This window comes from Sulfurospirillum halorespirans DSM 13726 (assembly GCF_001723605.1).
In the GTDB taxonomy this organism is placed as follows: Bacteria; Campylobacterota; Campylobacteria; order Campylobacterales; family Sulfurospirillaceae; genus Sulfurospirillum; species Sulfurospirillum halorespirans.
This window is the reverse complement of the sequence record NZ_CP017111.1, coordinates 565,326-589,387: the sequence shown is the minus strand read 5'-3', so window position 1 is coordinate 589,387 and position 24,062 is coordinate 565,326. Positions and strand designations below refer to the sequence as shown.

Sequence of the window (24,062 nt, the reverse complement as noted above, 5' to 3'; positions counted from 1 at the left end):
CTACTCTTGTGTTAATTTGTATTTGTACTATATATTAGACTAATCTTGCTTAAGTTTTGTAAAATATCAAGCAAAAGCGGTACCATTTGGGTGAAGTGCATCAAACAGCGTGTTCTAAAAGACGTTTTTGAATCAACGTCTTTGCCTCTTCGAGTGAAAGCTCATGCACATAGAAAGGATCACTGTAGTAGAACTCTAACGTGCAAAAGGGTTTTGGAATGCAAAACTGATCCCAACTTTTCATTTTCCAATACGACGTTGGTCTGCAATTCATAGCAATAATAGGCACTTTTTTCATCCGTGCAAGCGCTACAACGCCATCGGCGACACTGTGCCTTGGCCCTCTGGGTCCATCAGGGGTGATGCCAATATCGCGTCCATTTTGAAGCGATTTTAACGCATGTCTCAAAACAGACACACCTCCTTTTGAAGAACTTCCACGAATCGTTTTTGCGCCATGCAAATCCATCAATTTTGCGATCATCTCCCCATCAAAATGGTTGCTGATGATCGTATCAACGGTATTAATGTGGATGCGTTGCGAATAATGTTGGTAGGCTAACGCTGCCATCAGTAACTCACCATGCCACATAGCATACAGCGTGGGGGTGCCAAAAAGATGTTGCTGATGGTGGAATTTCTTTTTACATGTAAAGAAAAGAAGGTTCATGAGCGCGTAAGCAAGGCGTGGAAGAATCCACACCAAGAGTTTGCGTTTGGTCTCTTTAGAGAACAATTTCGCCATACAATGAAAGACGTTTTGGATTGGTGACTTTGATGTTGACCGTTTGCCCGAGCAAGCTCTCATCACCTTTAATTTGCACAAGGGCATTGTTATCACTTCGACCGGCTAAAAAGCCACTGTTACGAAGTTCGTCAATATAAACTGGGTAGGTTTTATTCAGGTGTTTTGCAGCAATCTCATCTAAAATTTCATCTTGTAAAAGCTGCAAGCGCTCCAATCTAGCTGAGCCTATTTCAGCATCAATTTGGTTCGTAAACTCAGCCGCTTTGGTAAGAGGTCGTGGAGAGTATTTAAACGCAAAAATCTGCTCAAATTTGACCTGTCTTATGACATCAAGTGTATCGTCAAAATCAGCTTCACTCTCGCCTGGGAAAGCGACGATAATGTCAGTGCTGATCGAAACATCGGGGATCATCTCGCGAAGCTTTAACGCGCGATTTAAAAACCACTCTTTGCTGTAGCCGCGCTTCATCTGTTCTAAAATATGCGTTGAACCGCTTTGCAATGGCATGTGCATTGATTTGCAGACTTTTGGATTGTTAGCAAAGGTTTCTAAAAATTTATCGTCCATGTGAAGGGGATGAGGAGAGGTAAAACGAATGCGCTCGACTTCGGGGATTTCACTGATAAGGTTAAGCAGGTCTGAAAAATCCATAGAGCGCTCGACATTACCACTAAAACGTCTGCCATAATTGTTAACATTTTGCCCGAGTAAAAAGATCTCTTTAGCCCCATTTTGGGCTGCTTTTCGTGCTTCATTGACAATCAAATCCGCAGGAATAGAAATCTCATCGCCTCTGGTTTGGGGCACGATGCAGTAGGTACATTTTTTATCGCACCCGATGGAGATGTTGACGTAGGCTTTATACAGACTGTTGCGGTATTCACCAAAGGCGTAGGTACTCTCATCGTAGTCGGTGTCAACACTTAAGAATTTTTCGGTATTAACCGCTGTGGAGATTTTGGAGACATTGCGTGCGCCAATGACAAAACTCACGTAAGGAGCACGTCTAAAGATCTCTTTACCCAAATGACTTGCCGTACATCCGCACACGCCGATCTTCGCGCCCTCTTTTTTTTGAAGGTTGTATTTACCGATCTCTGAAAAAAGTTTACTGACCGGTTTTTCACGTACACTACAGGTGTTGACCAAGATCAGGTCTGCTTCTTGTAGATTGTTCGTTAAAACATAATTTTCTTTATCCCCAAGCTCGGCGATAATGTGCTCAGAGTCCCGCACATTCATCGCACAACCTAGGGTCTCGATATAAAGCTTTTTCGCTTCTGCTATACCCAAAATCCAGCCTTAGAGAATATGTACTTCGTACATGTAATCGCTCTCGCCCAAGCCATAACGAATGTCTCTTAAATAGACACTAAAGCCTTGTGCTTCAAAGTGCTCAACCAGAGCTACGAGGTCTTTATGAGAATTTTCTTTGTCAAAATAAAAAATCTTTTGTCCCTCTTTCTCAATAATCTCCGTCACTTTGTCCAATGTAATTGTCTTTGGTTTTCCATTAATTTCATTTCGTGCTAATTTGATTTCCATTGTAAACCTCTTTTCTATCGCAAAAATTATCGTATGTGTACAACATGCACAAAGATATATCGCGAAGTATACTTTGTTTTCGATAAATTCCTCATTAAAAGCAAACAACTGCTTTCTCATAAAGAAAAATAAAAGAAGATTTTAGTTATAATCCTTACTCTTCACCGCAATCGTTTAAATTTCCATTTTTGATTTTTCATCATTGCGAATATCACACATGACATAAAAAATATGCATCTTTTTAAGGAAACTTATGGAAAAAATTGTAGACATTATAGAATCTATTGCCCATGAAAAAGGGCTCGACATTAAAGAAGTTAAGAACACCGTAACCTTGGCACTCATCAAGACTGCAAAACGTATTTACGGCGCAGAATACGAATACGGCGCAGAGATTGACCCTGCGACAAAAACACTTAAACTGTATCAAAAAGTCATCGTAGTCGAACCTGATGATGCAAGACTTTTAGAAGGAAATGAAAATTTTATCGCCATTAAAGAGGCGAAAGAGGTTGATCCTGATATTGAAATTGGCGATGAACTGACCTATGAATTGCCACTCGATAACCTAGGAAGAACGGCTGCGGCAACCCTTCAAAAAGAGCTAGAGTATCACATTCAACGCCTTTTAGAAAATAATATTTTTGAAAAATACCAAAAACTTGTGGGCAAAACCGTTTTTGGAACCGTGGTACGCGTGGATAATGATGAAAATACCTACATTGAAATTGAAGAAATTAGAGCGGTGCTGCCGCGTAAAAACCGTATTAAAGGTGAAAAATTTAAAGTCGGAAACGTCGTTAAGAGCGTGATCCGTAAAGTGTTAATCGATAAATCACAAGGCATGTATGTTGAACTTTCACGTACCAGCCCGAAATTTTTAGAGTCACTTTTAGAACTTGAAGTGCCTGAAATCAAAGATGAGTTTATTAAAATCATCGGCAGTGCCAGAATCCCAGGGGAGCGAGCGAAGGTTGCATTAACCTCACTTCACCCCAATATTGACGCCGTGGGTGCAACCGTTGGAACCAAAGGTGTGAGAATTAATGCGGTCAGTAGAGAGCTTCACAATGAAAATATCGACTGTATTGAGTTCTCAAACGTTCCTGAAATTTTCATCGCGCGCGCTCTTAGTCCTGCCATTATCTCCAATGTCAAAATCCAAAATGGCAAAGCCATCGTCACGCTTCCAAGTGATCAAAAATCAAAAGCGATTGGCAAAAACGGCATCAACATTCGCCTTACATCCATGCTGACAGGGTTTGAAATCGAACTGGTCGAATCAGGTGGTGCAAGCGCAAATGCGAATCCAAACAGCGATGAGACAGCCGAACAGCGCGATCCAAACGCCCTTAAAAACCTTTTTGGCGGACTTTAATCTACTTTACATGTAAAGCGAAAACGCTTTACATGTAAACCTCTTTTTCCTCTTTATTCCGTCTTCTCTTTCACGTATTCAGCCCCTTTATTGACCTTCTCTTTCGTCCATTCAGCACCATCTTTGGCATCTTTTTTAATGCCTCCCCACGTCGCACACCCACTCATCAGTCCAACGATGATGAGCGTAAAAAAAGTAGTTTTCATTGTTTTTTCCTTTAAAGTGTTTTATCCTCTACGTTTAAAATGAGGATTGAGTTTTGTTAAAATCAAATCGGCAATCATATTGCCCAGTAACGTCAAAAAAGAGGAGATAATCAGTATCCCCATAATCACAGGGTAATCCCTGCTTAAAGCACTTTGGTAAAAGAGCAATCCCATACCATTGATCGCAAAAATCGACTCTAAGATGACACTGCCTCCAATAAGTCCAGGTAGGGAAAGCCCTAAAATTGTCACAATCGGAGGGGAGAGATTGGGTAAAATAAAACGCATCAAAAGCGCTTTCCCTTCAATGCCTCTGCTTTTGGCAAAGAAGATGTAGTCACTTTTTAAAATATTGAGTGTCAAACTTCGCACATACAAAATCAAACTTCCCAAACCTCCAAACACCATGACGAAAATGGGTAAAACTAAATGCCACGCCATATCTGTCATATACGCGAAAGTATCGCTGCTCACACCTTGTGAGTGGAGCCCAGAGATAGGGAACAGTTTCCACTGCACCGCCAAAAGAATGACCAGCAAAAGGGCAAGGTAAAACGAAGGCATCGCATAGCTAATGAGCGCCACTTGTTTGATGCTTTTATCGTAAAGCTTTGAATGCTTCATGGCTGATTTGATACCCCAATACAGCGCTAAAATAAAGACCAAAATCATACTAATCACATTCATCAAAAGGGTGATCGGAAGACGTTCTAATATCTCATCACGTACGGCTTTTCCACTGGCAAACGAGATGCCAAAATCAAGCTGGAGCATCGCTTTAAACCATGCGAAAAATTGTGCTGGGAGGGATTGATCGAGCCCGTAGACACGTTTGAGTTGTTCGAGTGATTCGGGGGTAATGTTGGGATTGAGCTCGCCACTGGCGAAGAAAGAGTTGGGAGCCAAATGAATGGCTCCAAAAGAGATCAGAGAAATAATGCAGAGCATCAGTACTACATATCCTAGTTTTTGCAGCACTAATTTCATGCGATTTCCTTATTTTTGCATATCCCACGCAAGGATCGTATGCCCCTCTGCATCGGTTTCATCCATTCCCATACCCATGATGTTATAGCCACCATCGACGTAGTGAATTTCACCCGTAACGCCACTGGAAAGATCACTCAAAAGGTACATTCCGCTGTTGCCCACTTCATCCGTGGTCACATTTTTGCGAAGCGGTGCGTTGACTTCATTCCAACGAAGAATCATTCTAAAATCACCAATGCCACTCGCCGCAAGGGTTTTAATAGGACCCGCACTGATCGCATTAACGCGAATGCCTTGACGCCCAAGATCAACCGCAAGGTAACGAACAGTTGCCTCAAGAGCTGCTTTAGCAACACCCATCACATTGTAATGAGGCACATAACGAGGCCCGCCTAAATAAGAGAGCGTTAAGATCGAGCCATTGTCATTCATCACAGGCAAACACGCACGTGAGAGTGAAACCAAGGAATACGCCGATGTACCAAGCGCGATGTCAAACGCCTCTTTGGTTGTGTCGACAAATTTACCACTTAGGGCTTCTTTAGGTGCATAGGCAACGGAGTGAACGACAAAATCGATCTTTCCAAAATCTTTCTCCAATGAAGCAGTTAAGGCTTCTAAATGGGACGGATTGTTAATGTCAAGCTCATACACTTTGTCACTGCCAAACTCGTCTGCAATGGGGCGTACACGCTTTTCTAAAGATTCATTCAAATAGGTAAACGCAAGCTCTGCCCCTTGTTCCTTGCACGCTTTTGCAATGCCATACGCGATTGATTTATTATTGGCAATTCCTACGATAAGACCTTTTTTGCCCTTCATGACCATACTTCACTCTCCTCTTATTTTTTGACGTTATCTGCGATGCGAATCATCTCGCAAAACGCATTTTCATTCCAACTCGCCGTTCCCACTAAAACACCATCGCATGCGTTTACATGTAAGATCGTTTCAATGTTTTCAACTTTCACGCTACCGCCATACAGCAGAGGTGCACAGAGTTTATCACGTAGGCGTGTTAACACCTCTTCAATGTCTTCCAAGCTAGCCGTTAAACCCGTGCCAATCGCCCAAACAGGCTCATACGCAATAATGAGTTTGTCGTAGCTGATATCAATGCCTTCAAACTGTTCCCAAAGATAGCTCATCACAGCATCAATGCCTTGCACTCGAATCTCAGCAGGCTCACCAATACAATAGATAATCTCAGATTCCCTAGCTTTGGCAAAATCATACTTCTGTGCACTCAAATTTTGGGACTCTTTTAAGATATGACGTCTCTCACTGTGCCCGATCAAAACGGTTTGAATGCCAAACTCTTCGAGCTGTTCAAAGCCAATTTCGCCCGTAAAGGAGCCATTTTGCACAGGGTAAAAATTTTGTGCTCCCACTTTAAGAGTCGCAACCTCATCAAAGCGATCTAACGCTGTAAAGGGGGCAAAAATGCGGACCTGTTGCTCACTTTTGGTGTTGGCAATAAACGCTTGGATCGCTTGGATAAACGCCTTTGCAGAGCCTCTGGTGTAATTGGTTTTAAAATTTGAAGCAATGATCATGCTTACTCAGTCTCACTTTGGCTCAGTACTTTAACGCCAGGAAGCTCTTTGCCTTCGATCAATTCTAAGCTCGCTCCCCCACCTGTGGAGATAAAGGTCATCTCATCCGCGTCACCTGCACGAGCGACGACATCGGCGGTATCACCACCACCCACAACGGTTGTTGCGTGCGCTTCTGCGATCACATGAGACATCTTGAAACTGCCTTTGGAGAATTTTTCAAGCTCAAAAACACCCATCGGCCCATTCCAAAGAATCGTTTGTGCATCGGCGAGTGCTTCTCTAAACAGACGTGATGTTGCAGGCCCAATGTCCAAGCCCATCCAGCCTTTAGGAATCTCTTGAACCGTCACAAATTTGATCGTTGCGTCTTGTGAGCAGGTTTGTGCCGCCACAACATCCACTGGCAAGTAAAGTTTAACGCCCAAGCGTTTTGCCTCTTCCATAACGCGGTTGGCTTCATCTAGAAGTTCATCTTCCACCAATGAATTTCCAATATCAAGCCCTTGCGCTTTTAAAAACGTAAACGCCATACCGCCGCCAATAACGAGTTTATCGACACGAGGAAGTAAATTTACCAGTGCTTGGAGTTTTCCACTGACTTTACTACCACCCACAACTGCGACAAACGGACGTGTTGGACGGCGAAGCAAGTTTTTGGAAAACTCAACCTCTTTTTGAAGTAAAAAACCAGCGGCAGAACTTTTTTCATTGAAATAGTGCGTAATGGCTTCCACCGAAGCATGCGCACGGTGACACACACCAAAGGCATCGTTGATGTACACTTCTGCCATATCCGCAAGGGCTTTAGCAAACTCTTCATCGTTTGCCGTTTCACCCTTGCTAAAACGAAGGTTTTCTAAGAGTAAAATTTCACCTGGTTGCAACGCAGCCGCTTTTTCCATTGCGTCTTTGCCGATGACATCGGAGCTTAAAAGCACCTCTTTATCCAAAAGGCGTTTGAGTCTCATTTGAACGGGAGCTAAAGAATATTTTTCATCCACAGCACCTTTGGGGCGACCCAAGTGGCTGGCTAAAATAATCGAACAGCCATGATCCAAGCAGTAGCGAATCGTAGGAATCGCAGAGCGTACACGCCTGTCATCCGTGATATTGGTAAATTCATCTAAAGGCACATTGAAATCACAACGAATAAATACTTTTTTACCTGCAATATCGAGGTCTCTAATGGAGCGAATCATTCCTTATCCTTACGTTTATTTGCTTACATGTAAAGCCATATCAACCAAACGGGTTGAATAGCCCCACTCATTGTCATACCACGCCATCACTTTGACCATAGTGCCGCCGATGACTTGTGTAAGATCTAAGGCAACAATGGAACTGAGCGTGCTGGTGACGAAATCTTGAGAAACTCTCTGCTCCACATCGACTTCCAAAATGCCTTTGAGTTTGCCATTGGCTTGCTCGGTAAAGAGGGCATTGATCTCCTCTTTGGTGGTCTCTTTTTTAAGAAGAACGTTGAGATCGACCATCGAAACGTTCGGTGTTGGAACACGTATACTTTGTCCGTGCAAACGTCCTTTGAGGTGTGGAAGAACCAGCCCAATCGCTTTAGCAGCTCCAGTACTCGTTGGAATCATATTGATCGCAGCAGCACGTGCACGACGCAAATCTTTGCTGTGTTTGACATCTAAAATATTTTGATCGTTGGTATACGAGTGAACGGTTGTCATCAACCCTTTGTCAATGCCAAACGCATCGTCCAAAATTTTGGCGACAGGTCCTAAACAGTTTGTCGTACAGCTGGCATTAGAAACAATGCTCTGACCTGCATAGGTGTGTTCATTAACACCCATCACAAAGGTTGGTGTATCATCTTTTGCAGGAGCAGACATGACGACTCTTTTGATGCCGTTGTCAATAAAAACCTGTGTATCTTTGAGCGTTAAAAGTGCGCCCGTACATTCAAGAACGACATCGACACCGTAATCTGCAAAATTTAAAGCTTTAGGATCGCGGGTTGAAAACATTTTAACGTTTGCTTTTCCTATCTGCATATAATCATCTTCGAGTAATTCAACGTGACCTTGGAAAACTCCATGGACGCTATCGTATTTGAGTAACTGTTTTGTCATAGCACGATCAGCCGTATCGTTAACGCATACGAGCTCAACGTCATCGCGTGAATCAATAATTCTAGCAACGCATCTTCCAATGCGACCAAATCCATTTATAGCAATTTTGAGTGCCATAGGTCTTCCTTTTGATATAATAGTCGTTTTAATCCATACTCGCTTTTAGAAAAGCGAATTATTTTAGCAAAAATGATGTATAAAAAAGTTTAAAGTCCATGGAGACACACCGTTGAACATAGCTATTTTTGGAGGCTCTTTCGATCCTCCGCACACAGGGCACGAACTCATCGTCCAAAAAGCCCTTGAAATCCTTGATATTGACAAACTTTTAGTTGTAACCACTTACTTAAGCCCTTTTAAAGAGAGCTTCTGTGCCCCTGCTCCGATGCGTCAACGTTGGCTTGCAAAGATGTTTGAAGGCATGGAAAAAGTAGAGATTTTTTCGTACGAATGCGATCAAAAAAGACAGGTTCCAACGATTGAAACGGTTTTACATGTAAAGCATCTTTACAAAAATGCCAAGATTTATCTCATTGTGGGAAGTGACAGTTTCACCGCTTTGCCCAAATGGAACCGCTATGACGAGCTTTGCTCTCACGTAGAATTTGTCGTAGCACCTCGTGGTGCTTTTCACCCGCCTGAAGACTTGAAAATTTTACCAATTAATGTTAATATCAGTTCTTCAAAGCTCCGCTCATTTTTAGATCGAAGATTTATTCCCAAAAGCATCGAAAATGAAGTGATGGCGTTTTATACAAGGAATCCAATGGATAGCAGAATCGAAAGAATTGTCACAGCACTCAGTGATAAAAAAGCAGAAGAGATACAAGTGTTTGATATGACAGGCAAAGACTATTTTGTCAACACGGTTGTGATTGCAACCACGATGGGCGAGAGACATGGTCTTTCACTTTTAGATCACCTCAAAACCGAACTCAAAGGTGCGGGGGAGAGTTTTTTAAACGTTGACGCCGATGATAACTGGACGGTTATTGATATGGGAGACATTTTAATTCACCTTATGACACCCGCGTATCGTCAAAAATACAATCTTGAACTTTTCCTCAAAGAGCGCGAAGACGAGATGAAAAAAGTAAGAGGCGTAGAGTAGCTTTGTCAATGCGCCTTCCTAGGTTTGCTAGGAAGGCACCACTTCATTAAAGTTTTGCGTCAGGTTTTGGCGTTTTCTCACTGCTCTCAGGAAGCTCAGGGTAAATCACCACAGGTTTTCGCCCTTTTAGTGCTTTGAGAAATGTCTCAATCTTGGCACTATCCGCATCTGTAATCGTAATACCTAACTGCGTACTTCCCATCTCTTTAATGGCGTCTTTAAGTGTCCAAATCGCTCCATTGTGGAAGTATGGCGCTGTTTCTGTGATATTGCGAAGCGTTGGTGTTTTGACTAACCCGTTTTTATCGCCCACGAAATCACCGACTTGTGCAAATTTATATTTGCCAGCAACTTGGAACGGTTGCATGGTTCCTCCAAGGGCAATGCCATTATGACAACTCGCACACCCTTTATCCATAAAGAGTTCCAACCCCTCTTTTTCAGCTTTACTCAGGGCGTTTTCATTGCCATTGAGGAAATCATCAAAGCGCGAAGGTGTGACCAACGTTTTTTCAAAAATGGCAATCGTGGATGTGATTTTCTCAAATGAAATTTTCACGTTATCGCCATACGCACCTTTAAACTCTTCCACATAGGCAGGAATGGAGTTAATGCGCTCTTCGACCAATTTAGGAGGTGCTGCCATCTCAGGACCTGCTTGAACAGGGCCTTGTGCTTGATCGGCTAGGTGTGGGCTTCTGCCATCCCAAAATTGTGCTTTAAAAAAAGCGGAGTTATAAACCGTTGGAGAGTTGAGATGATGCGGGTTGGCGGTCCAACCATGACCAATTGCAGCACTAACGCCATCCGTTCCTCCTGTGGCAAGATTGTGACAGGTGTTACAACTAATGATGGAACTTCGTGACATACGAGGATCAAAGTAGAGTTTTTTGCCCAGTTCTACTTTTGCAGTTGTGATTGGATCCTTAGGATCATCAATTAGCTTTAAAACTTCCAGTTGACTTACAGGAATGGCTTCGATTCCATTTTGTTTCACCTTATCTACCAGCGTGTTTGCTCCGAAAACAACGGTTGCACTGAGTGCACAAAGGCTAAGTACCTTAGAAATTTGCATTTCTTCTCCTTTTTAAGTTTGTGATAGAAGTATATGAATTTAAATCTTAAATAGTAATTAATCTTATTTAGAATTATTTCTTATTATATTGGAGGAATAAATAGGATAGTTAATATCTTATTAAGTTCAGCTCCTATAAAATTTTACATTACATGTAAAGGACAGCATTCAGATGGATCGGTTTAAAGACGTTTTAAAAGCAAGCAATCTCAAATCAACGCACCAAAGACTTGCGATTTTAGATTCAATCGATCAGTTTGGACATGTCGATATTGACACACTTTACGACTCCATTTTTCATAAATACCCGACGATGTCCAAAGCAACGCTTTACCGAAATATCAACGACCTCATCTCATTTCACATCTTAGAAGAGGTTAAACTTCCACAGCAAAAACAGCAGTACGAGATAAAAAAAGTACCCCATATTCATCTTTTATGTTCAGAATGCGGCAGTGTTGAAGATATGTTTATGGAGACAAAACCCTTTTTAGAGACAATTTCTTTGCGAAGTGGTTTTCATATTAGTCATAGTTTTATCGTTATGAATGGTATGTGTAAAGTATGTGCTGCTAAAACGTTGAGGGCATCTTTATAGTCTATTACCATTAGATTACACTTTCCTTCTTCCATAGAGATTATTAAGCTCTTCTTTCCTATACTAATATTGCTTATAAATTACATGTAAGGATTTTGCACTCAACCATGAAGATTATTGTGCTGCTTGGACTCCTTAGTAGTCTGCTCTTTTCTGACTCACTTGATGCACTCTTGCAAGAGTATAAATCAACGTCCGATAACTCTTTGCAAACCGTCAATGAAAAGATCGGGCATGTGGTGATTTATTCTCAAAAAGAGATCCGCCTCATGCAATACACCAAGCTCAACGATATTTTAAAAGAGCTGCCTCTTTTTAACATCAATACCAACCAATTTGGACTCACCAACTACTCGCTCACAGGTTCTAAAACAACCACCAGCGGCTTTTTTCGCTTCTTTATTAACGACCATGAAATCAGTTCAGGCTACGATCAATCCACTTCCCTCTCTTGGGGCGATTTACCCTTAGATTTTGTTGATCACGTTGAAATTTATTATGGAGAGAGCTCATTTTCGTATGGTAATGAGACGGGCATCTATTTTGTACGCATCTACACCAAATCCGCGCTCAAAGAGAATAGTTCTGAGATCAATAGCTGGATTACCTCTAAAGGCTCTAACTCACAAAGTTTTACCAATTCTTCCAGTTTTGAAAATGGCTGGTCTTATTTGATGTTCTTGAATCAAGAAAAGATCAAATATACCTCCATTTATAACGGTCAAAAACTTAATAGCAATGGCACAAAACAATACTTCTATGCTGACATTAGCAACGAAACCACAAAAATCAATATGGGCTATACCGATGTCTCTAAAAACAACTACACTGGCCTTGCATTTGATGCCACACCCAATAGTGGGAAGAGTCTCTCGAAAGATTTTTTTGTTGATGTCACACACTCTTTCTTAGAAGACAAATCCCTTAAAGTCAACCTCTCAGTTGATGTGAATGATCGAAGTTACGAGGAAGCCAATGCACAAGGTATCGACGTCATTCCTGTTATTAATTTCTCTAATCCATTGAGCATCCCTAAAAATTTTACAGAAGATCTACGCTTTGTCAAAACGAATGCTTATCTCTCCAAATCATTTGACACCGAGAACAACTCATTTATCGCAGCACTCAATGTTAAAAATAAAACTTACGATGTGCAAAATCGTGAGACCACCAATTTTATCAATCAAACAAACAGTGTAGGACATTACAATAGTTTTGATGAAGAGACCACCTCGTCGATCCTCTTTCAAGACAGCTATAAACTTCAAGATGACCTCATTTTAGTCGCTAACACAAAACTTGATTATTACGACCGAAATGCCTATTTGAAAGACAGTTCAGAGACACTGTTGCGAGTGGGAGCCATCTACACCCCTACTGATAACTGGGGCTTTAAAAGCTTTTACACCCAAACAGCTCTAGCGCCTTCTTTTTATAACGTTGATTATGCCGATACCAGTAAGCCAGCACTCACATCGCAACAGTACTATATCTACTCATTAGAAGGTGTTTATACCGAAGGTAACTCAAAATTTGGGGTGACGTTTGATCATGTGGAGATTGATGATTTTCTCTATCTCACACCCGTTGGGTTTATCAATGTTGATCACAGAATTAAAACAGATGGACTTCTTTTTGACTATGAATACAGCTTCTCCAAACGAGATAAAATCCACTTAAATTACTATACATCCACGCTCAGTGAAGCCATTAACAACTCCACAAAAGGGGGTTATGTAAAATTTATGGGAGGGTACCAGAAGTTTGATTACTTTACTTCGATTATCTATCGAAATGGGTATGAATACTTGGGTCTTGATATTCCCGATAGCTTTGACATGAGCCTTGGTGCGACCTATCATGTTACCAAAGATCTTAGCTACAGCATTAAAGCCTCCAATATTTTAGATAAATCAACCAAATCGCTCTACTCAGAAAGACCAGATGGCGCTATTTTTGCTTTAGATGATAACGATCGAAGTGTCACCTTCTCAATAAGGTGGGTATTCTAATGAGAGTACTTATCCTTCTTTTTACTCTTTTAAGCTTTTTGAGTTCTGAAAACTATACTTTTTTGGTACAGCCCTATAGTAAAGAGGTTGAGCTTGAAGCAAAAATTATTGCTGAAATTGCTACGGCTTCGCTGCATGGAAAGATAAAGCTCTTTATTCCACACATGTCAGAGATGGAAGAAAAGGTCTATTCAAAATATTTTACACTGAGTTCAAAATGTGAAACATCCAATTTTGTTTTTGTCAATAAAGCTGTCGAAAAAGAGAGTTTATGCGATAATACAAACCGACTCTTTTTTACCAACAACTACCGCAAACTTCTCTCCGATGAGAAGTATTTTGGGGCACTTTTTTGGAATAAAAGCAGGCCAAACATCGTCTTTATCCAAAAAAGACTTGAAATAAAAGCAATAGAGCTGCCGAAAACGTTTGATCAGTTTGTTGAGAATTTTTAATGCATAAGAAGCCTTTGTTTAAAAATCCTTTTTATATGCTCGTTCCCATTATCGTCATCGCCTCTATTTTGCTTTTTTTGCTCTTAGCAACGATGCGGCTTGAAAAAAGCATTGAAACTAAAATTTTTGAAATTTCGACCTCCGATGTTTTTTCCATTACCCATAACAGTGCAACCTATATCGAAACGCTTTTAAAAGAGAGTACCCATTTCTCTGAGGATATTAAAAAAAATAGTTTTCTTCAGCGCAAAATTGAAGAGAGTTTAAAAACACTCTTAACACCCCATATCAAATATGCTTACCTTTTGTACCGAGATAACAGAGGCGTTTTTCGCTTTTTAAGCGATGCTTCTATTCATGAGGAAAAAGCCTTTATTGATCAAAAACTGGATGTCGAAAGCCTTGAATGGCTGCAAATTTATAGCACAAAAGCGCCACTTATCATTCGTCATACCCTCTTACAACAACTCTCGATCAGTTATTTGGTTCCCATCTTAAACAAAGGCGATGTCGAGCTCATTTTAGCAATTGATTTTTCCATCGATAAAATTGAAGAGATCAACCAAATTATTCATACCATCCAAAACGGCATTATAGGTGTTATGAGCGTTATTTTTGCCATACTGATCTTTGTTACCATTCAAACTAGACGGTTTAGTGCTGTTAGGAAGAGTGCTTTTATCGATAAACTGACGAATGTCTACAATCGAAATTACCTTCAAAAATACGAAGATTTTATTAATCTTGACGATTACATTCTCGCAACATTGGACATTGACTATTTCAAAAAAGTCAATGATACCTACGGGCATGATGTCGGTGATAAAATTTTAAAACAAGTCGCCAACACCATTTTACTGACCATCAGGCATAAAGAAGACATTGTCATACGCTATGGCGGTGAAGAGTTTTTGATCCTTGCCAAAACACGCAGAGATGGGCATTTGATTGCTCTTAATATGATTGAGCGCATTTTTTACGCTATCCAAGAAAATGCCTTTGCTATCTCAGACGAAGAGTCGATTAAAATCACCGTTTCCATCGGGGTTAACCTTGTTCCCCATAAATCACGAACCTTCCAAGAGGCTTTTAAACTAGCTGATATTGCACTCTATAATGCCAAAACAAAAGGTCGCAATACTATAGAAATTTACGACGAGAACGAAAATACGCAAAATACCTGTATGTCACTTAATGAGATTAAAGCAGCGATTGAAGAGCATCGTATCGAGTGCTACTATCAAAAAATTGTCCACACAACTACTCAAGAGCTTTCACACTACGAGGCACTGCTTCGCATCATCGATAAAAATGGCAACGTTATTTTGCCTGATCGCATTCTTCCGACCATTAAAGGCACCTTCATTTTACGCAATATCACCAAAGAGGTGCTGAGTATCTGTTACGAAGAGCTGCTACGCCATCCAAAGGTGAGCATTAGCGTCAATCTCAATCCACATGATGTGATTGATGAGTCCATTCTAGGTATTTTAAAAAACTATGCTCGGCAAGAAAATATTGCCCCAAGGCTTGGACTTGAGATCATCGAAACCGAAGATATTACCAACAGAGAAGATGCCAAAAACAATCTTTTGATGCTCAAATCGTTGGGCTATACTATTTATATCGATGATTTTGGTAGTGGCTACTCCAATTTCATCTATCTGGCAGAGATAAAAACCGATTATATTAAAATCGATGGGGCGATTATCCAAAAAGTTTTAGATGATAAAATCTCTTTTTTATTGGTCAAAAATATTGTTGCCTTTGCGAAGGAAGCACAGATTAAAGTGATTGCTGAGTATGTAAGTGATGCGTTGATTTACGAGATGATCCAATCTTTGGGCATTGAGTACGCGCAAGGACTCTTTTTCTCAACGCCTAGCCCATTAATAGACGCCTAAAAATCTTTACATGTAAAGATCAAAACCACGCTTTAGCATCTATCTTTTTTTCAAGTGCTTCTTCAATTTCATCTTCAAGCTCATGTAAAAAATCAAACCTGCTACGGCGCTCTACTTCATCAATACTTACCGCATACTTCTCTAAACGATCCGTCGCTTTCGCATTTTGAGGGAGAATAAACGCTAAGGTTCTAAGCGTACCATCCTCTTCTATACCCACATACATTTTATAAAACGCATCGGGAATCTCCACAAAATACGAGCTTTTCAGTCGCGTAACCTTTGCATCAAACAAAGGACCTGTATAGACCCACAGTGCTTTAAATTTTGGCGCAAACATCTCTAATTCTTTCTCTTCTAACTGTTGCCACAGTTTTTGGTTTAAAGAGGGTTTTTGAAGGGTAATATTGGTCATCAAAAAGGTCTCATACTGCGCCTCTTTGCCATACAGAATCGAGATAGCATGATTAGGCGCCATATGTCCTCTATCGTAACCGCTGTTCGTATAATCACTGCTGGTTATGAACCCCACATTGCGCCAATCTGCATGAAAACCATCCGGACGTTTCAGGTGAGGGGCATTTTCTTTTACAGGCGTCAGTTTATACACAACCCACAGAGGATTGCCTTTAAGATCAGAGTAACCGACCATATAAGCATGGTTGCGAAAGATGCGTGTGTAGGATGCGCTTTGCGTCGCAGTGGGAATGCCTTGAAAGCTCATCGTATCGCGTGCGATGAAAACTTCGTACGAGTAAGATAGCCCTCCTAAAAGGAAGGCTACTAAAAATGCTTTGGGATATTTAAGGCAAAACGTTAGAGCAGAAACAACAAACGATCTTTTCACACGCATACGCTACATTTTGTCTTTTGCGTTAATGCCTATCAGTTTAAGTCCTACGCGAAGTGAAAGGGCTACAACGGCGAAGAGCTTGAGAAATTTTTCTTCATCTTCACTGCCGACAACACGGTTTTCATTGTAGAATTTATGCAAGCTTGCCGCTAAATTTTTGAGGTACTCTGTTACCTTTTGCACTTGACGCGAGTTAAAAGCATCTTCAAGCACTTCTGGCAATAAAAGTGCGCTAAAGAGAAGATTGTGTGCCTCTTCGCTCAAATTTTCCAACGTAACATCTTGGACATCGCTCAGGCTTTTTTCTGCTTTTGCAAAAATTTGATTGATGCGCGCATGGGCGTAGTTGATGTAAAAAATGGGGTTATTGCTGTCTTCTTGTTTAAAAACATCGACATCAAACTCTAAATGAGTGTCAGACTTTTTGCTTAAAAAGACAAAACGCAGTGCATCACTGCCTACTTCACTCACCACATCGCTCATCAAGATGAAATTGCCCGCGCGTTTGCTCATTTTATACGGTTCGCCACCTTTAAGCAAAGAGACCATTTGAGCCAGCAAAACCTCAAGTTTTTGCTCATCATACCCTAAGAAGTTAATCGCCGCTTTGACCCGTGCAATATACCCATGATGATCTGCACCCCAGATATTGATGTACCGATCATACCCTCGTTGAAATTTGTTATCGTGGTAGATAATATCGCCTGCAAGATAGGTGGGTCTGCCGTCTTCTCTCACGACCACACGATCTTTTTCATCGCCAAGTTCGGTCGAGCGAATCCAGGTTTTACCACCCTCTTTGTAGGTTTTGTCATGCTTCTGAAGTTTGACAAAGCTCTCATCCCATTTATCGTAAAGGGATTTTTCGCTAACAAATTGCTCAAATTCAATGCCAACGTCGGCAAGATTGGACTTGATAAGCTCTAACATCTTATCTTTGCCCCAGACGGAGAGCGTTTTAATATTGGCTTCATCTTCAAAAATAGCATCACCCAGTTCAACTTTAGCAACATGCGCGAGATCGATGATGTATTCACCTCTGTAAAACTCTTCTGGCCAGTTTACATGTAAGCCTAAAATGTGCTCACGTCCTGAGAGATAAAGGGAAAGTCCTAAAAGATCTACTTGATTACCCGCATCATTGACATAATACTCTGTGGTAATCTTATACCCTAAATGTTTTCCAATGCGTGCAAGGGCATCACCAAAAACGGCACCTCTGGCATGACCAATATGCAAGGGACCGGTTGGATTGGCACTGACATACTCAAGCAGTATCGTCTCAGTTTGATCGTCTTTTCCAAAAAGCGCTTCATTTTGAATCGCCCACGTGGCATACTGATTCAAAAAGCTTTCACTGAGTTTGAAGTTAATGTACCCTTTAATCGGGGTCACTTCTTGAAAAATCTCACCAAGATCAAACTGCGTAGCAATCTCTTCTGCAATGGCAATAGGGGATTTTTTGAGCTCTTTCGCAAGTGAAAAAGCGATGGGGGTTGCATAATGACCAAAAGAGAGATTGGTAGGTTTCTCTAAAACAAACTCTCTTTGTAATTTTTCTTTAATAGCACGAATAACCGATTTTTTCAATACGTAACCTTATACAGACTTTTTTTCGTCTGCGGGTGTTGATGTCGTAGCCGTTGGTGTAGCACTTGATTCAGGTTTTGTCTCTACTTGATCGACTGTTGTTTTTGCTTGTTCATCTTCTTTAATCGCTTTTTTAAAATCTTTAATACCTTGACCTACACCTTTAGCAAGTTCTGGTATTTTTTTTGCACCAAAAAGCAAAACAACCACTGCTAAGATGACTAACCAATGTGAAATACTAAACGAACCCATACTCTCTCCTTTGTCTGATAACGATATATATAGTTATTGGTATTGTACCATTTTTTGATAAACAAAAAGTCTATTCGATGTTTGCCCACGCACTCATAAATTCACCCAAATCCATTAACGCCATTTTTTTTCGTGAAGCATGCGCAATGGCAAACAATGCGTGCAGTGTGGTTTTAAAATCGTCATTAATTAAAAGATAATCGTATTCTCGGATGCGTGTCATCTCAGAAACAGCATTATCTAAACGCTTTTCAATGACTTCTGCACTATCGGTTCCTCGGTTGATCAGGCGCTCTTTGAGTGACTTTTGATCGGGTGTTGTGATGAAAACAGAGGTGATGATACTTCCAAATTTTTCCCGTGCAATTTTATGTCCTTGCACATCAATATCACAGATGACCAATTTACCTTCATGAAGCTCTTTTAAAATAGGCTTGAGTGATGTACCATAGTAGTTATCATGCACTTTCGCCCACTCTAAGAAGAACCCTTCATCCATATCTTTTTCAAACTCTGCTTTGGAGATAAAATGGTAATTGACACCCTCTTTTTCCCCTTCACGAATGGAGCGGGTTGTGCTTGAAATTGAAAAGTACGCATCGGGAATCTCTTGAAGCACCTCTTTCATTAAAGAGCTTTTCCCCGAGCCACTCGGTCCTGAAATCACTAAAAGGTTACCCTTCACGGCTACTTCTCATCAAAGGTAATGGAGATATTCAGACGCATTCCCTTAAGCGCTTCACGTAAAATATCGCTTTGCGCTAAGCTTGAGATACTACGCGCAATGCTATTTTCAATCTCATCGCGAATTACTTCAATATCTTGGCTTTTTGGAGCTACAGTAGCAGGAGCTTCAGCTTCTTCTTCAACATCTTCACCAAAAGCCACTTTGAGCATAGTTTCATTCAGATCATCCAAAGAATCAATCTCTCCTAGCGCATCATCCAATCCACTAAGGGCACTATCAAGACTTGGGAGGAATTCCTCTTCTTCCAATGCCTGTTCTTTCTCTTCTTCTATTTTTTCCTCGATCACTTCTGCAAAATCATCAATAATCTCTTCTTGATCTTCTGCAACCACAGCATCTTCTTCCGGCTCTTCTTCCATCTCATCTTCTACGGGAGGAACATCTTCAAAGGTCAAATCAGACATATCATCTGCTTCAAGCGCTAAAGGATTCTCCTCTTTTACCAAAGGTTCTTCTTTTTCATCTTCATCCAAGAAAAAGGTTCCTGCATCGTCTTCTTCGATGCCAAGTGCATCCAGTGACAACGCGTCAATCTCTTTTTCATCTTCTTTTTCTTCTTCCTCTTCACTTTCGTCTAAAAGCTGCTTCACTTCATCAATATCATCTTTATCCAAAATAGAAGGGTTATGTGCCTCTTCTTCCTCGCTCTTTTCCTCTTCTTCATCAAGAGATGACGAAACAGCACTTGGTTCTTCTTCAAAATCAAAATCTTCAAAAGATGTTGGAGCCTCTTTATCCAAAGAGTCAACCGCATCAAATGAGAATGGATCTTCCAGTGTCAACTCTTTTTCTTCAAGATCACTCTGTTTATCTTCCAAAGCGTTATCATCTAAATTCAAATCATCCAATTCAAGGTCGTCAAAGCTATCCCTTTGATCGCTTGATTCTTCTTTTTTAAAGTCATTGTCATACTCTTCAAGAAGGTTGATAGGAAGCATATCATCTTCGCTTTCAAGCGTATCGATTTGATCAATATCAAAAGCATCGGTTGTTGCAGAAGATGTCACTACGAGATCTTCAGTGACCTCTTCAGCTTTATGACTTTCAATCACATTTTTAATCTTCTCTAAAAGGACTAAAAAATCGGTTGGTAAAAAAGGTTTTTCAAGTACCACATTGACCGCTTCAGGTTTTTTGGAACCTCTTTGGCAGATGTAGACGACATAGTCACAGTCTGTATGTTCACGAAGTGCTACGAGGGCATTCTCATCATAGAGTTCATTGTCCACTAAAATGAGGTCGTACGTTGTGAGTGGCACTAAGCCGTAATCTTCAAACTCGTCTAACTCATACCCAGCTTTTTCGGCACTAAGTTTGATCAATCTTGAAACAGCGGGATTATTATTGAGTAGTAACAGGCGCATGCTCACTCCTGAATGAGAATTATTAACACTCATTGTAGTATAAAAAAATTTATGATTGCTTTAACGCACAAAAAGAATGGTCAAATGGTTGAGCGCTTCGATAAATTCTTTCTTAAAGAGCAGCATAATGGACGCCAATGTCGCAACAAGTACCACCAATGAAACCATGATTTTAATAGGAAATCCGATAACCAAAAGGTTAAATTGAGGCATGGTTTTCATCAGCATTCCAAAAACAACATCCAACAGAAGCGAAAAGCCTACGACAGGGAAAGAGAGGATAAACCCATACACAAACATTCCTGTCATCGCTTTGAGAAGATAGGTGAGAATATTGGTTTGTGGATAAAAACTTCCTAGCGGCAAAAGCGTTAAGGAATCGGCGATAAAAAGGAGCATTTGGTGATGCCCATTAAAGGCTAAAATGACCATCAGACCGATTAAAGAGAGCATTTGTGACAAAAGAGGAATCGAGGTACTCGTTTGAGGGTCCACAACACTCGCCATCGTAAAACCCATCACAAACGAAATCTGCATTCCCGCCATTTGCAAAATGGAAATCGTTATGGTTAAAAAAAGTCCTGCCACAAAACCAATCAACAGTTCTCCGACAATCGCCAGCGAAAGGTTGAGCAGTGTTGCGTTTACATGTAAAGCTGGAGGGAGAAGTGGAAATAAAAAAATGACCATAAAAAACGTGATGGATGATTTAATGCTGAGTGGAATATTGGCATGAGAGTAAAAAGGGAAAAAAGCAAAAAGACCACTGAGCCTCGCAAAAAGAAGAAGAAAGAGAATAACCTGCCCTTCACCAAAAAGTTTTACAAGTGATTCCACGTTATGCTTCCTCTTTGAGTCCATCCACATGGAGATGTCTGGTATAGGTGCACTGTTTGGCTAATTGATGATTATGAGTGACCAAAAGAAGAGCCGCGTTTTCTTTTTCAATGTACTCAAACAAAACGTTCATAACCTCTTGAGCGGTTTTATCATCCAAATTTCCCGTGGGCTCATCGGCAAAGATAATTTTGGGTTTTTTAGCCAGTACGCGCGCTATGGAGACACGTTGTTGTTGACCACCTGAAAGATCTCCTACACGGTAGTGCATAAAATCAGCGATGCCCAAACGTTCTAAAATGCTAGGGTCAATTTCTTGATCACTGATAAAAGAGGCAAGTTCCACATTCTCATTGGCAAAAAAGCCTTTAAAAAGGTAGTGAGATTGAAAAATAATCCCTACATCGTAACGTCTTAGTTTTAACCTTGCATCATCACTATCGCTGTAAATAGTATGATCACACAAAATCACTTCGCCCTGATTAGGTTGAAGCAGTGTCGAACAGATATGAAGTAAGGTTGATTTTCCACTACCACTGACACCTAAAATCGCCATCGATTCTTTAGGGGAAAGTGTAAAATTAACATTTTCAAATAGAAGATAATCAAAAGCATGAGAGATATTTTGTGCATGTAGTAAAGACATCAATGTCCTTCAAGAAAGAGGGTGAAGAGTTGCCTCTTCACCACGAAAAATTTTTAGATTTATTTGAGTTGCTCAGCAACTTCGCTCGCGAAGTCACATGCTTTTTTCTCTAAGCCTTCGCCAAGTTCAAAACGAACGTAGCCTACGAGCTCAATTTTACCACCAAGCTCTTTAGCTTTTTCTTCAACCACTTGTGCAATGGTTTTTTTATCATCCATAACATAGAATTGACTTAAAAGTGTGTATTGTTGGTCGAGCTGTGTATTGTCAGCGATAAAGCGATCAATTTGTCCAGGAATAATTTTGTCCCAGATTTGCTCAGGTTTACCCTGTGCTTTAAGTTCCGCTTGCATCTCAGCTTTAGCATCTTCTAAAACAGCATCGGTTAACTGCACACGAGAAACAAAAAGAGGCATACGCTTAAGAGGTTTTTGAAGTCTTTTCAACTCCTCATTCTCTTTTTCAATATCCGCTTTAATACCAACGGTCTCTTTTTCAACAAACTCAGCATCAAGCTCCGTGTAGCTTAAAAAACTTGGTTTCATTGCCGCTGCGTGCATACACAAGTTACGGATAAACTCACCCGCTGCTGCTGCTGTTTTTTCGCTATCACAATTTGCCGCAATTAAAACACCTACACGACCGTTTGAGTGAACATACCCATTAACAACGCCATTTGCGCCCGCTTTAAGCGTTGCAAAACGTCTAACGACCAAGTTCTCACCAATCGTTGCAACTTTCGTTGCAAAATACTCTTCAAACACAGTCCCATTAATCGTTGTTTTCATCAACTCTTCTGTTGTTTCAACATTGGTCGTTTGAATATGTGCTGTGGTGTCTTTGGTTAAATTGATAAAGCCTTCATTTTTTGCAACGAAGTCTGTTTCAGCATTGATTTCACTGACCGTTGCTATTTTAAGACTTGGATCAACGAAAACGTTGACCAAACCTTCGCTAGCAAGTCTGTCAGCTTTTTTAGCCGCTTTACCAAGACCTTTTTCTCTTAAAAGATCTTTGGCTGCTTCAAAATCACCATCGGTATCGACTAGTGCTTTTTTGCAGTCCATCATACCAGCCCCAGTGGACTCACGAAGTTCTTTGACCGAAGCAGCAGTAATCTCAGCCATTATTCGCCTTCCTCTACTGCAAACTCTGCTTCGCTGACCACTTCTGCGATCAACTCTTTTTTCTCATCTTCGTTAATATCGGCTACTTCTTCTGCAGCTGGAGCATCTTTTGAACGGATTTCGTAACCCTCAGTCATCGCTTCACACATCTCTTTACAGAAAAGTTGAATTGAACGAATCGCATCATCATTTCCAGGGATTGGAAGATCAACAACGTCTGGATCACAGTTGGTATCAAGTGGAGCTACAACGGTAATTCCAAGTCTTCTTGCTTCTTGAACCGCAATTTTTTCTTTTACAGTGTCGATAACAAAGATCATATCGGGTAAGTTTTTCATGTTTCTGATACCACCAAGGTAATCAAGAAGTTTCTCTTTTTTTCTTCTAAGCATCAACGCTTCTTTTTTCGTAAGAAGGTCAATTTGTCCATCTTCTTCCATCTTCTCGATGATGTCAAGTTTACGGATTGATTGTCTGATTGTTTGGTAGTTTGTGAGCATTCCGCCTAACCATCTGTGGTTAACGTATGGCATACCGCATTTTTCTGCATACTCTTTAACCGCTTGGCTTGCTTGTTTTTTGGTACCAACAAAAAGCATTGTTTTGCCTTCTGCTGCTGCATCTTTAACAACATTGTACGTGTATCTAAAATAACGCAACGTTTTTTGTAAATCTACGATATAGATGTTTTTTCTCTCCCCGAAGATGAATTTTTTCATCTTTGGATTCCAACGTCTAGTTTGGTGTCCGAAGTGTACACCGCATTCTAATAGGTCTTTCATGGTTACCATGAATTTGCTCCTTGTGTTTTTTTTGGTTTTGCCTCCACACCCATCAACAGCGTAAACTGCAACCGTAAAGGATTGGTGTGTGTGAGATTTGGACGGTAATTATAGTCAAAATAAGATTAAATTTTGCTTGTTTTAATCTAATTATAAGCAAAGATGCCTGCTTTAATTTACTTTAA

At 40.6% G+C, this 24,062-nt stretch carries 25 protein-coding genes; 6 read left to right on the top strand and 19 right to left on the bottom strand.

The annotated features are described in order from the left end of the window. Positions 1-100: 100 nt before the first annotated feature. From SHALO_RS02930 to SHALO_RS02920, 3 genes are read right to left on the bottom strand one after another with little or no spacing between them, the layout of a single operon-like run. Entirely contained in the window at positions 101-745 is a 645-nt protein-coding gene (locus tag SHALO_RS02930) for a lysophospholipid acyltransferase family protein (RefSeq protein ID WP_069477305.1), read from the bottom strand. After that, positions 726-1,991, bottom strand: a complete 1,266-nt coding sequence (miaB, locus tag SHALO_RS02925; protein WP_069479292.1) for a tRNA (N6-isopentenyl adenosine(37)-C2)-methylthiotransferase MiaB — start codon at positions 1,989-1,991, stop codon at positions 726-728. The genes SHALO_RS02930 and miaB overlap by 20 nt, the downstream gene beginning before the upstream one ends. A gap of 60 nt (positions 1,992-2,051) precedes the next feature. Continuing rightward, complete coding sequence (locus SHALO_RS02920) at positions 2,052-2,294, bottom strand: HP0268 family nuclease (protein WP_025343768.1); 243 nt, start codon at positions 2,292-2,294, stop codon at positions 2,052-2,054. A gap of 253 nt (positions 2,295-2,547) precedes the next feature. On the opposite strand from SHALO_RS02920, the gene nusA reads away from it, so the two are divergent. Then, on the top strand, positions 2,548-3,672 hold the full coding sequence (gene nusA, locus SHALO_RS02915; protein WP_069477304.1) for a transcription termination factor NusA: 1,125 nt from the start codon (positions 2,548-2,550) through the stop codon (positions 3,670-3,672). Between the two features lie 53 nt (positions 3,673-3,725). Here nusA and SHALO_RS15365 read toward each other — a convergent pair whose 3' ends face one another. Genes SHALO_RS15365 through gap form a run of 6 tightly spaced genes read right to left on the bottom strand, consistent with a single transcriptional unit; the run spans position 3,726 to position 8,640 of the window. Next, positions 3,726-3,878 carry a hypothetical protein gene (locus SHALO_RS15365; RefSeq protein WP_168156742.1) on the bottom strand — a complete coding sequence of 51 codons (153 nt, stop codon included), beginning with the start codon at positions 3,876-3,878 and terminating at the stop codon, positions 3,726-3,728. A gap of 21 nt (positions 3,879-3,899) precedes the next feature. Beyond that, positions 3,900-4,865, bottom strand: a complete 966-nt coding sequence (locus tag SHALO_RS02910) for an ABC transporter permease (RefSeq protein ID WP_069477303.1) — start codon at positions 4,863-4,865, stop codon at positions 3,900-3,902. A gap of 9 nt (positions 4,866-4,874) precedes the next feature. After that, the gene (fabI, locus tag SHALO_RS02905) at positions 4,875-5,696 is read right to left on the bottom strand and encodes an enoyl-ACP reductase FabI (protein ID WP_069477302.1); all 822 of its coding nucleotides are present in this window, start codon (positions 5,694-5,696) and stop codon (positions 4,875-4,877) included. 14 nt (positions 5,697-5,710) lie between these two features. Next, a complete protein-coding gene (locus SHALO_RS02900; protein WP_069477301.1) occupies positions 5,711-6,424 on the bottom strand; it encodes a triose-phosphate isomerase in 714 nt (237 codons plus the stop codon). Between the two features lie 2 nt (positions 6,425-6,426). Further along, complete coding sequence (locus SHALO_RS02895) at positions 6,427-7,626, bottom strand: phosphoglycerate kinase (protein ID WP_069477300.1); 1,200 nt, start codon at positions 7,624-7,626, stop codon at positions 6,427-6,429. 15 nt (positions 7,627-7,641) lie between these two features. Continuing rightward, entirely contained in the window at positions 7,642-8,640 is a 999-nt protein-coding gene (gap, locus tag SHALO_RS02890) for a type I glyceraldehyde-3-phosphate dehydrogenase (protein ID WP_069477299.1), read from the bottom strand. A gap of 112 nt (positions 8,641-8,752) precedes the next feature. Between gap and nadD the strand changes: the two genes are divergently transcribed. Beyond that, positions 8,753-9,634, top strand: coding sequence for a nicotinate (nicotinamide) nucleotide adenylyltransferase (gene nadD / locus SHALO_RS02885; RefSeq protein WP_069477298.1), 882 nt, complete (start codon positions 8,753-8,755; stop codon positions 9,632-9,634). A 46-nt stretch (positions 9,635-9,680) separates the two neighbouring features. Here the strand turns inward: nadD and SHALO_RS02880 are convergent, their stop codons facing one another. Continuing rightward, positions 9,681-10,709: a cytochrome-c peroxidase gene (locus SHALO_RS02880; protein ID WP_069477297.1), complete on the bottom strand. Its 1,029-nt coding sequence runs from the start codon at positions 10,707-10,709 to the stop codon at positions 9,681-9,683. 172 nt (positions 10,710-10,881) lie between these two features. Between SHALO_RS02880 and SHALO_RS02875 the strand changes: the two genes are divergently transcribed. The 4 genes from SHALO_RS02875 (at position 10,882) to SHALO_RS02860 (ending at position 15,678) form a co-directional block, all read left to right on the top strand. Continuing rightward, positions 10,882-11,307 carry a Fur family transcriptional regulator gene (locus tag SHALO_RS02875; protein WP_069477296.1) on the top strand — a complete coding sequence of 142 codons (426 nt, stop codon included), beginning with the start codon at positions 10,882-10,884 and terminating at the stop codon, positions 11,305-11,307. A gap of 107 nt (positions 11,308-11,414) precedes the next feature. After that, positions 11,415-13,319, top strand: a complete 1,905-nt coding sequence (locus tag SHALO_RS02870; RefSeq protein ID WP_069477295.1) for a TonB-dependent receptor domain-containing protein — start codon at positions 11,415-11,417, stop codon at positions 13,317-13,319. Continuing rightward, positions 13,319-13,774: a hypothetical protein gene (locus SHALO_RS02865; RefSeq protein WP_069477294.1), complete on the top strand. Its 456-nt coding sequence runs from the start codon at positions 13,319-13,321 to the stop codon at positions 13,772-13,774. The genes SHALO_RS02870 and SHALO_RS02865 overlap by 1 nt, the downstream gene beginning before the upstream one ends. Then, positions 13,774-15,678, top strand: a complete 1,905-nt coding sequence (locus SHALO_RS02860; RefSeq protein ID WP_069477293.1) for a bifunctional diguanylate cyclase/phosphodiesterase — start codon at positions 13,774-13,776, stop codon at positions 15,676-15,678. Before SHALO_RS02865 ends, SHALO_RS02860 begins: the two co-directional genes overlap by 1 nt. Positions 15,679-15,697: 19 nt before the next feature. Here the strand turns inward: SHALO_RS02860 and SHALO_RS02855 are convergent, their stop codons facing one another. The 9 genes from SHALO_RS02855 to rpsB form a co-directional block, all read right to left on the bottom strand. After that, a complete protein-coding gene (locus SHALO_RS02855; protein ID WP_069477292.1) occupies positions 15,698-16,531 on the bottom strand; it encodes a DNA/RNA non-specific endonuclease in 834 nt (277 codons plus the stop codon). 3 nt (positions 16,532-16,534) lie between these two features. Then, positions 16,535-18,121, bottom strand: a complete 1,587-nt coding sequence (gene argS / locus SHALO_RS02850; protein ID WP_069477291.1) for an arginine--tRNA ligase — start codon at positions 18,119-18,121, stop codon at positions 16,535-16,537. 9 nt (positions 18,122-18,130) lie between these two features. Beyond that, positions 18,131-18,373, bottom strand: coding sequence for a twin-arginine translocase TatA/TatE family subunit (tatA, locus tag SHALO_RS02845; RefSeq protein WP_069477290.1), 243 nt, complete (start codon positions 18,371-18,373; stop codon positions 18,131-18,133). Between the two features lie 70 nt (positions 18,374-18,443). Then, positions 18,444-19,058, bottom strand: coding sequence for a guanylate kinase (gmk, locus tag SHALO_RS02840; protein WP_069477289.1), 615 nt, complete (start codon positions 19,056-19,058; stop codon positions 18,444-18,446). A 2-nt stretch (positions 19,059-19,060) separates the two neighbouring features. Then, positions 19,061-20,485: a hypothetical protein gene (locus SHALO_RS02835; protein WP_069477288.1), complete on the bottom strand. Its 1,425-nt coding sequence runs from the start codon at positions 20,483-20,485 to the stop codon at positions 19,061-19,063. A 60-nt stretch (positions 20,486-20,545) separates the two neighbouring features. Then, positions 20,546-21,346, bottom strand: a complete 801-nt coding sequence (gene fliR / locus SHALO_RS02830; protein ID WP_069477287.1) for a flagellar biosynthetic protein FliR — start codon at positions 21,344-21,346, stop codon at positions 20,546-20,548. After that, on the bottom strand, positions 21,324-21,968 hold the full coding sequence (locus SHALO_RS02825; protein WP_069477286.1) for an ABC transporter ATP-binding protein: 645 nt from the start codon (positions 21,966-21,968) through the stop codon (positions 21,324-21,326). The genes fliR and SHALO_RS02825 overlap by 23 nt, the downstream gene beginning before the upstream one ends. A gap of 59 nt (positions 21,969-22,027) precedes the next feature. Beyond that, positions 22,028-23,095, bottom strand: a complete 1,068-nt coding sequence (gene tsf / locus SHALO_RS02820; RefSeq protein WP_069477285.1) for a translation elongation factor Ts — start codon at positions 23,093-23,095, stop codon at positions 22,028-22,030. Beyond that, the gene (rpsB, locus tag SHALO_RS02815; protein ID WP_069477284.1) at positions 23,095-23,886 is read right to left on the bottom strand and encodes a 30S ribosomal protein S2; all 792 of its coding nucleotides are present in this window, start codon (positions 23,884-23,886) and stop codon (positions 23,095-23,097) included. The genes tsf and rpsB overlap by 1 nt, the downstream gene beginning before the upstream one ends. Positions 23,887-24,062 lie beyond the last annotated feature (176 nt).

Bases quoted from the DNA above. Each gene is read 5' to 3' on its own strand.
- SHALO_RS02930 (WP_069477305.1), bottom strand. From the start codon at position 745: ATGGCGAAATTGTTCTCTAAAGAGACCAAACGCAAACTCTTGGTGTGG.
- miaB (WP_069479292.1), bottom strand. From the start codon at position 1,991: ATGAATGTGCGGGACTCTGAGCACATTATCGCCGAGCTTGGGGATAAA.
- SHALO_RS02920 (WP_025343768.1), bottom strand. From the start codon at position 2,294: ATGGAAATCAAATTAGCACGAAATGAAATTAATGGAAAACCAAAGACA.
- nusA (WP_069477304.1), top strand. From the start codon at position 2,548: ATGGAAAAAATTGTAGACATTATAGAATCTATTGCCCATGAAAAAGGG.
- SHALO_RS15365 (WP_168156742.1), bottom strand. From the start codon at position 3,878: ATGAAAACTACTTTTTTTACGCTCATCATCGTTGGACTGATGAGTGGG.
- SHALO_RS02910 (WP_069477303.1), bottom strand. From the start codon at position 4,865: ATGAAATTAGTGCTGCAAAAACTAGGATATGTAGTACTGATGCTCTGC.
- fabI (WP_069477302.1), bottom strand. From the start codon at position 5,696: ATGGTCATGAAGGGCAAAAAAGGTCTTATCGTAGGAATTGCCAATAAT.
- SHALO_RS02900 (WP_069477301.1), bottom strand. From the start codon at position 6,424: ATGATCATTGCTTCAAATTTTAAAACCAATTACACCAGAGGCTCTGCA.
- SHALO_RS02895 (WP_069477300.1), bottom strand. From the start codon at position 7,626: ATGATTCGCTCCATTAGAGACCTCGATATTGCAGGTAAAAAAGTATTT.
- gap (WP_069477299.1), bottom strand. From the start codon at position 8,640: ATGGCACTCAAAATTGCTATAAATGGATTTGGTCGCATTGGAAGATGC.
- SHALO_RS02880 (WP_069477297.1), bottom strand. From the start codon at position 10,709: ATGCAAATTTCTAAGGTACTTAGCCTTTGTGCACTCAGTGCAACCGTT.
- SHALO_RS02875 (WP_069477296.1), top strand. From the start codon at position 10,882: ATGGATCGGTTTAAAGACGTTTTAAAAGCAAGCAATCTCAAATCAACG.
- SHALO_RS02870 (WP_069477295.1), top strand. From the start codon at position 11,415: ATGAAGATTATTGTGCTGCTTGGACTCCTTAGTAGTCTGCTCTTTTCT.
- SHALO_RS02865 (WP_069477294.1), top strand. From the start codon at position 13,319: ATGAGAGTACTTATCCTTCTTTTTACTCTTTTAAGCTTTTTGAGTTCT.
- SHALO_RS02860 (WP_069477293.1), top strand. From the start codon at position 13,774: ATGCATAAGAAGCCTTTGTTTAAAAATCCTTTTTATATGCTCGTTCCC.
- SHALO_RS02855 (WP_069477292.1), bottom strand. From the start codon at position 16,531: ATGCGTGTGAAAAGATCGTTTGTTGTTTCTGCTCTAACGTTTTGCCTT.
- tatA (WP_069477290.1), bottom strand. From the start codon at position 18,373: ATGGGTTCGTTTAGTATTTCACATTGGTTAGTCATCTTAGCAGTGGTT.
- SHALO_RS02835 (WP_069477288.1), bottom strand. From the start codon at position 20,485: ATGCGCCTGTTACTACTCAATAATAATCCCGCTGTTTCAAGATTGATC.
- fliR (WP_069477287.1), bottom strand. From the start codon at position 21,346: ATGGACTCAAAGAGGAAGCATAACGTGGAATCACTTGTAAAACTTTTT.
- SHALO_RS02825 (WP_069477286.1), bottom strand. From the start codon at position 21,968: ATGTCTTTACTACATGCACAAAATATCTCTCATGCTTTTGATTATCTT.
- tsf (WP_069477285.1), bottom strand. From the start codon at position 23,095: ATGGCTGAGATTACTGCTGCTTCGGTCAAAGAACTTCGTGAGTCCACT.
- rpsB (WP_069477284.1), bottom strand. From the start codon at position 23,886: ATGGTAACCATGAAAGACCTATTAGAATGCGGTGTACACTTCGGACAC.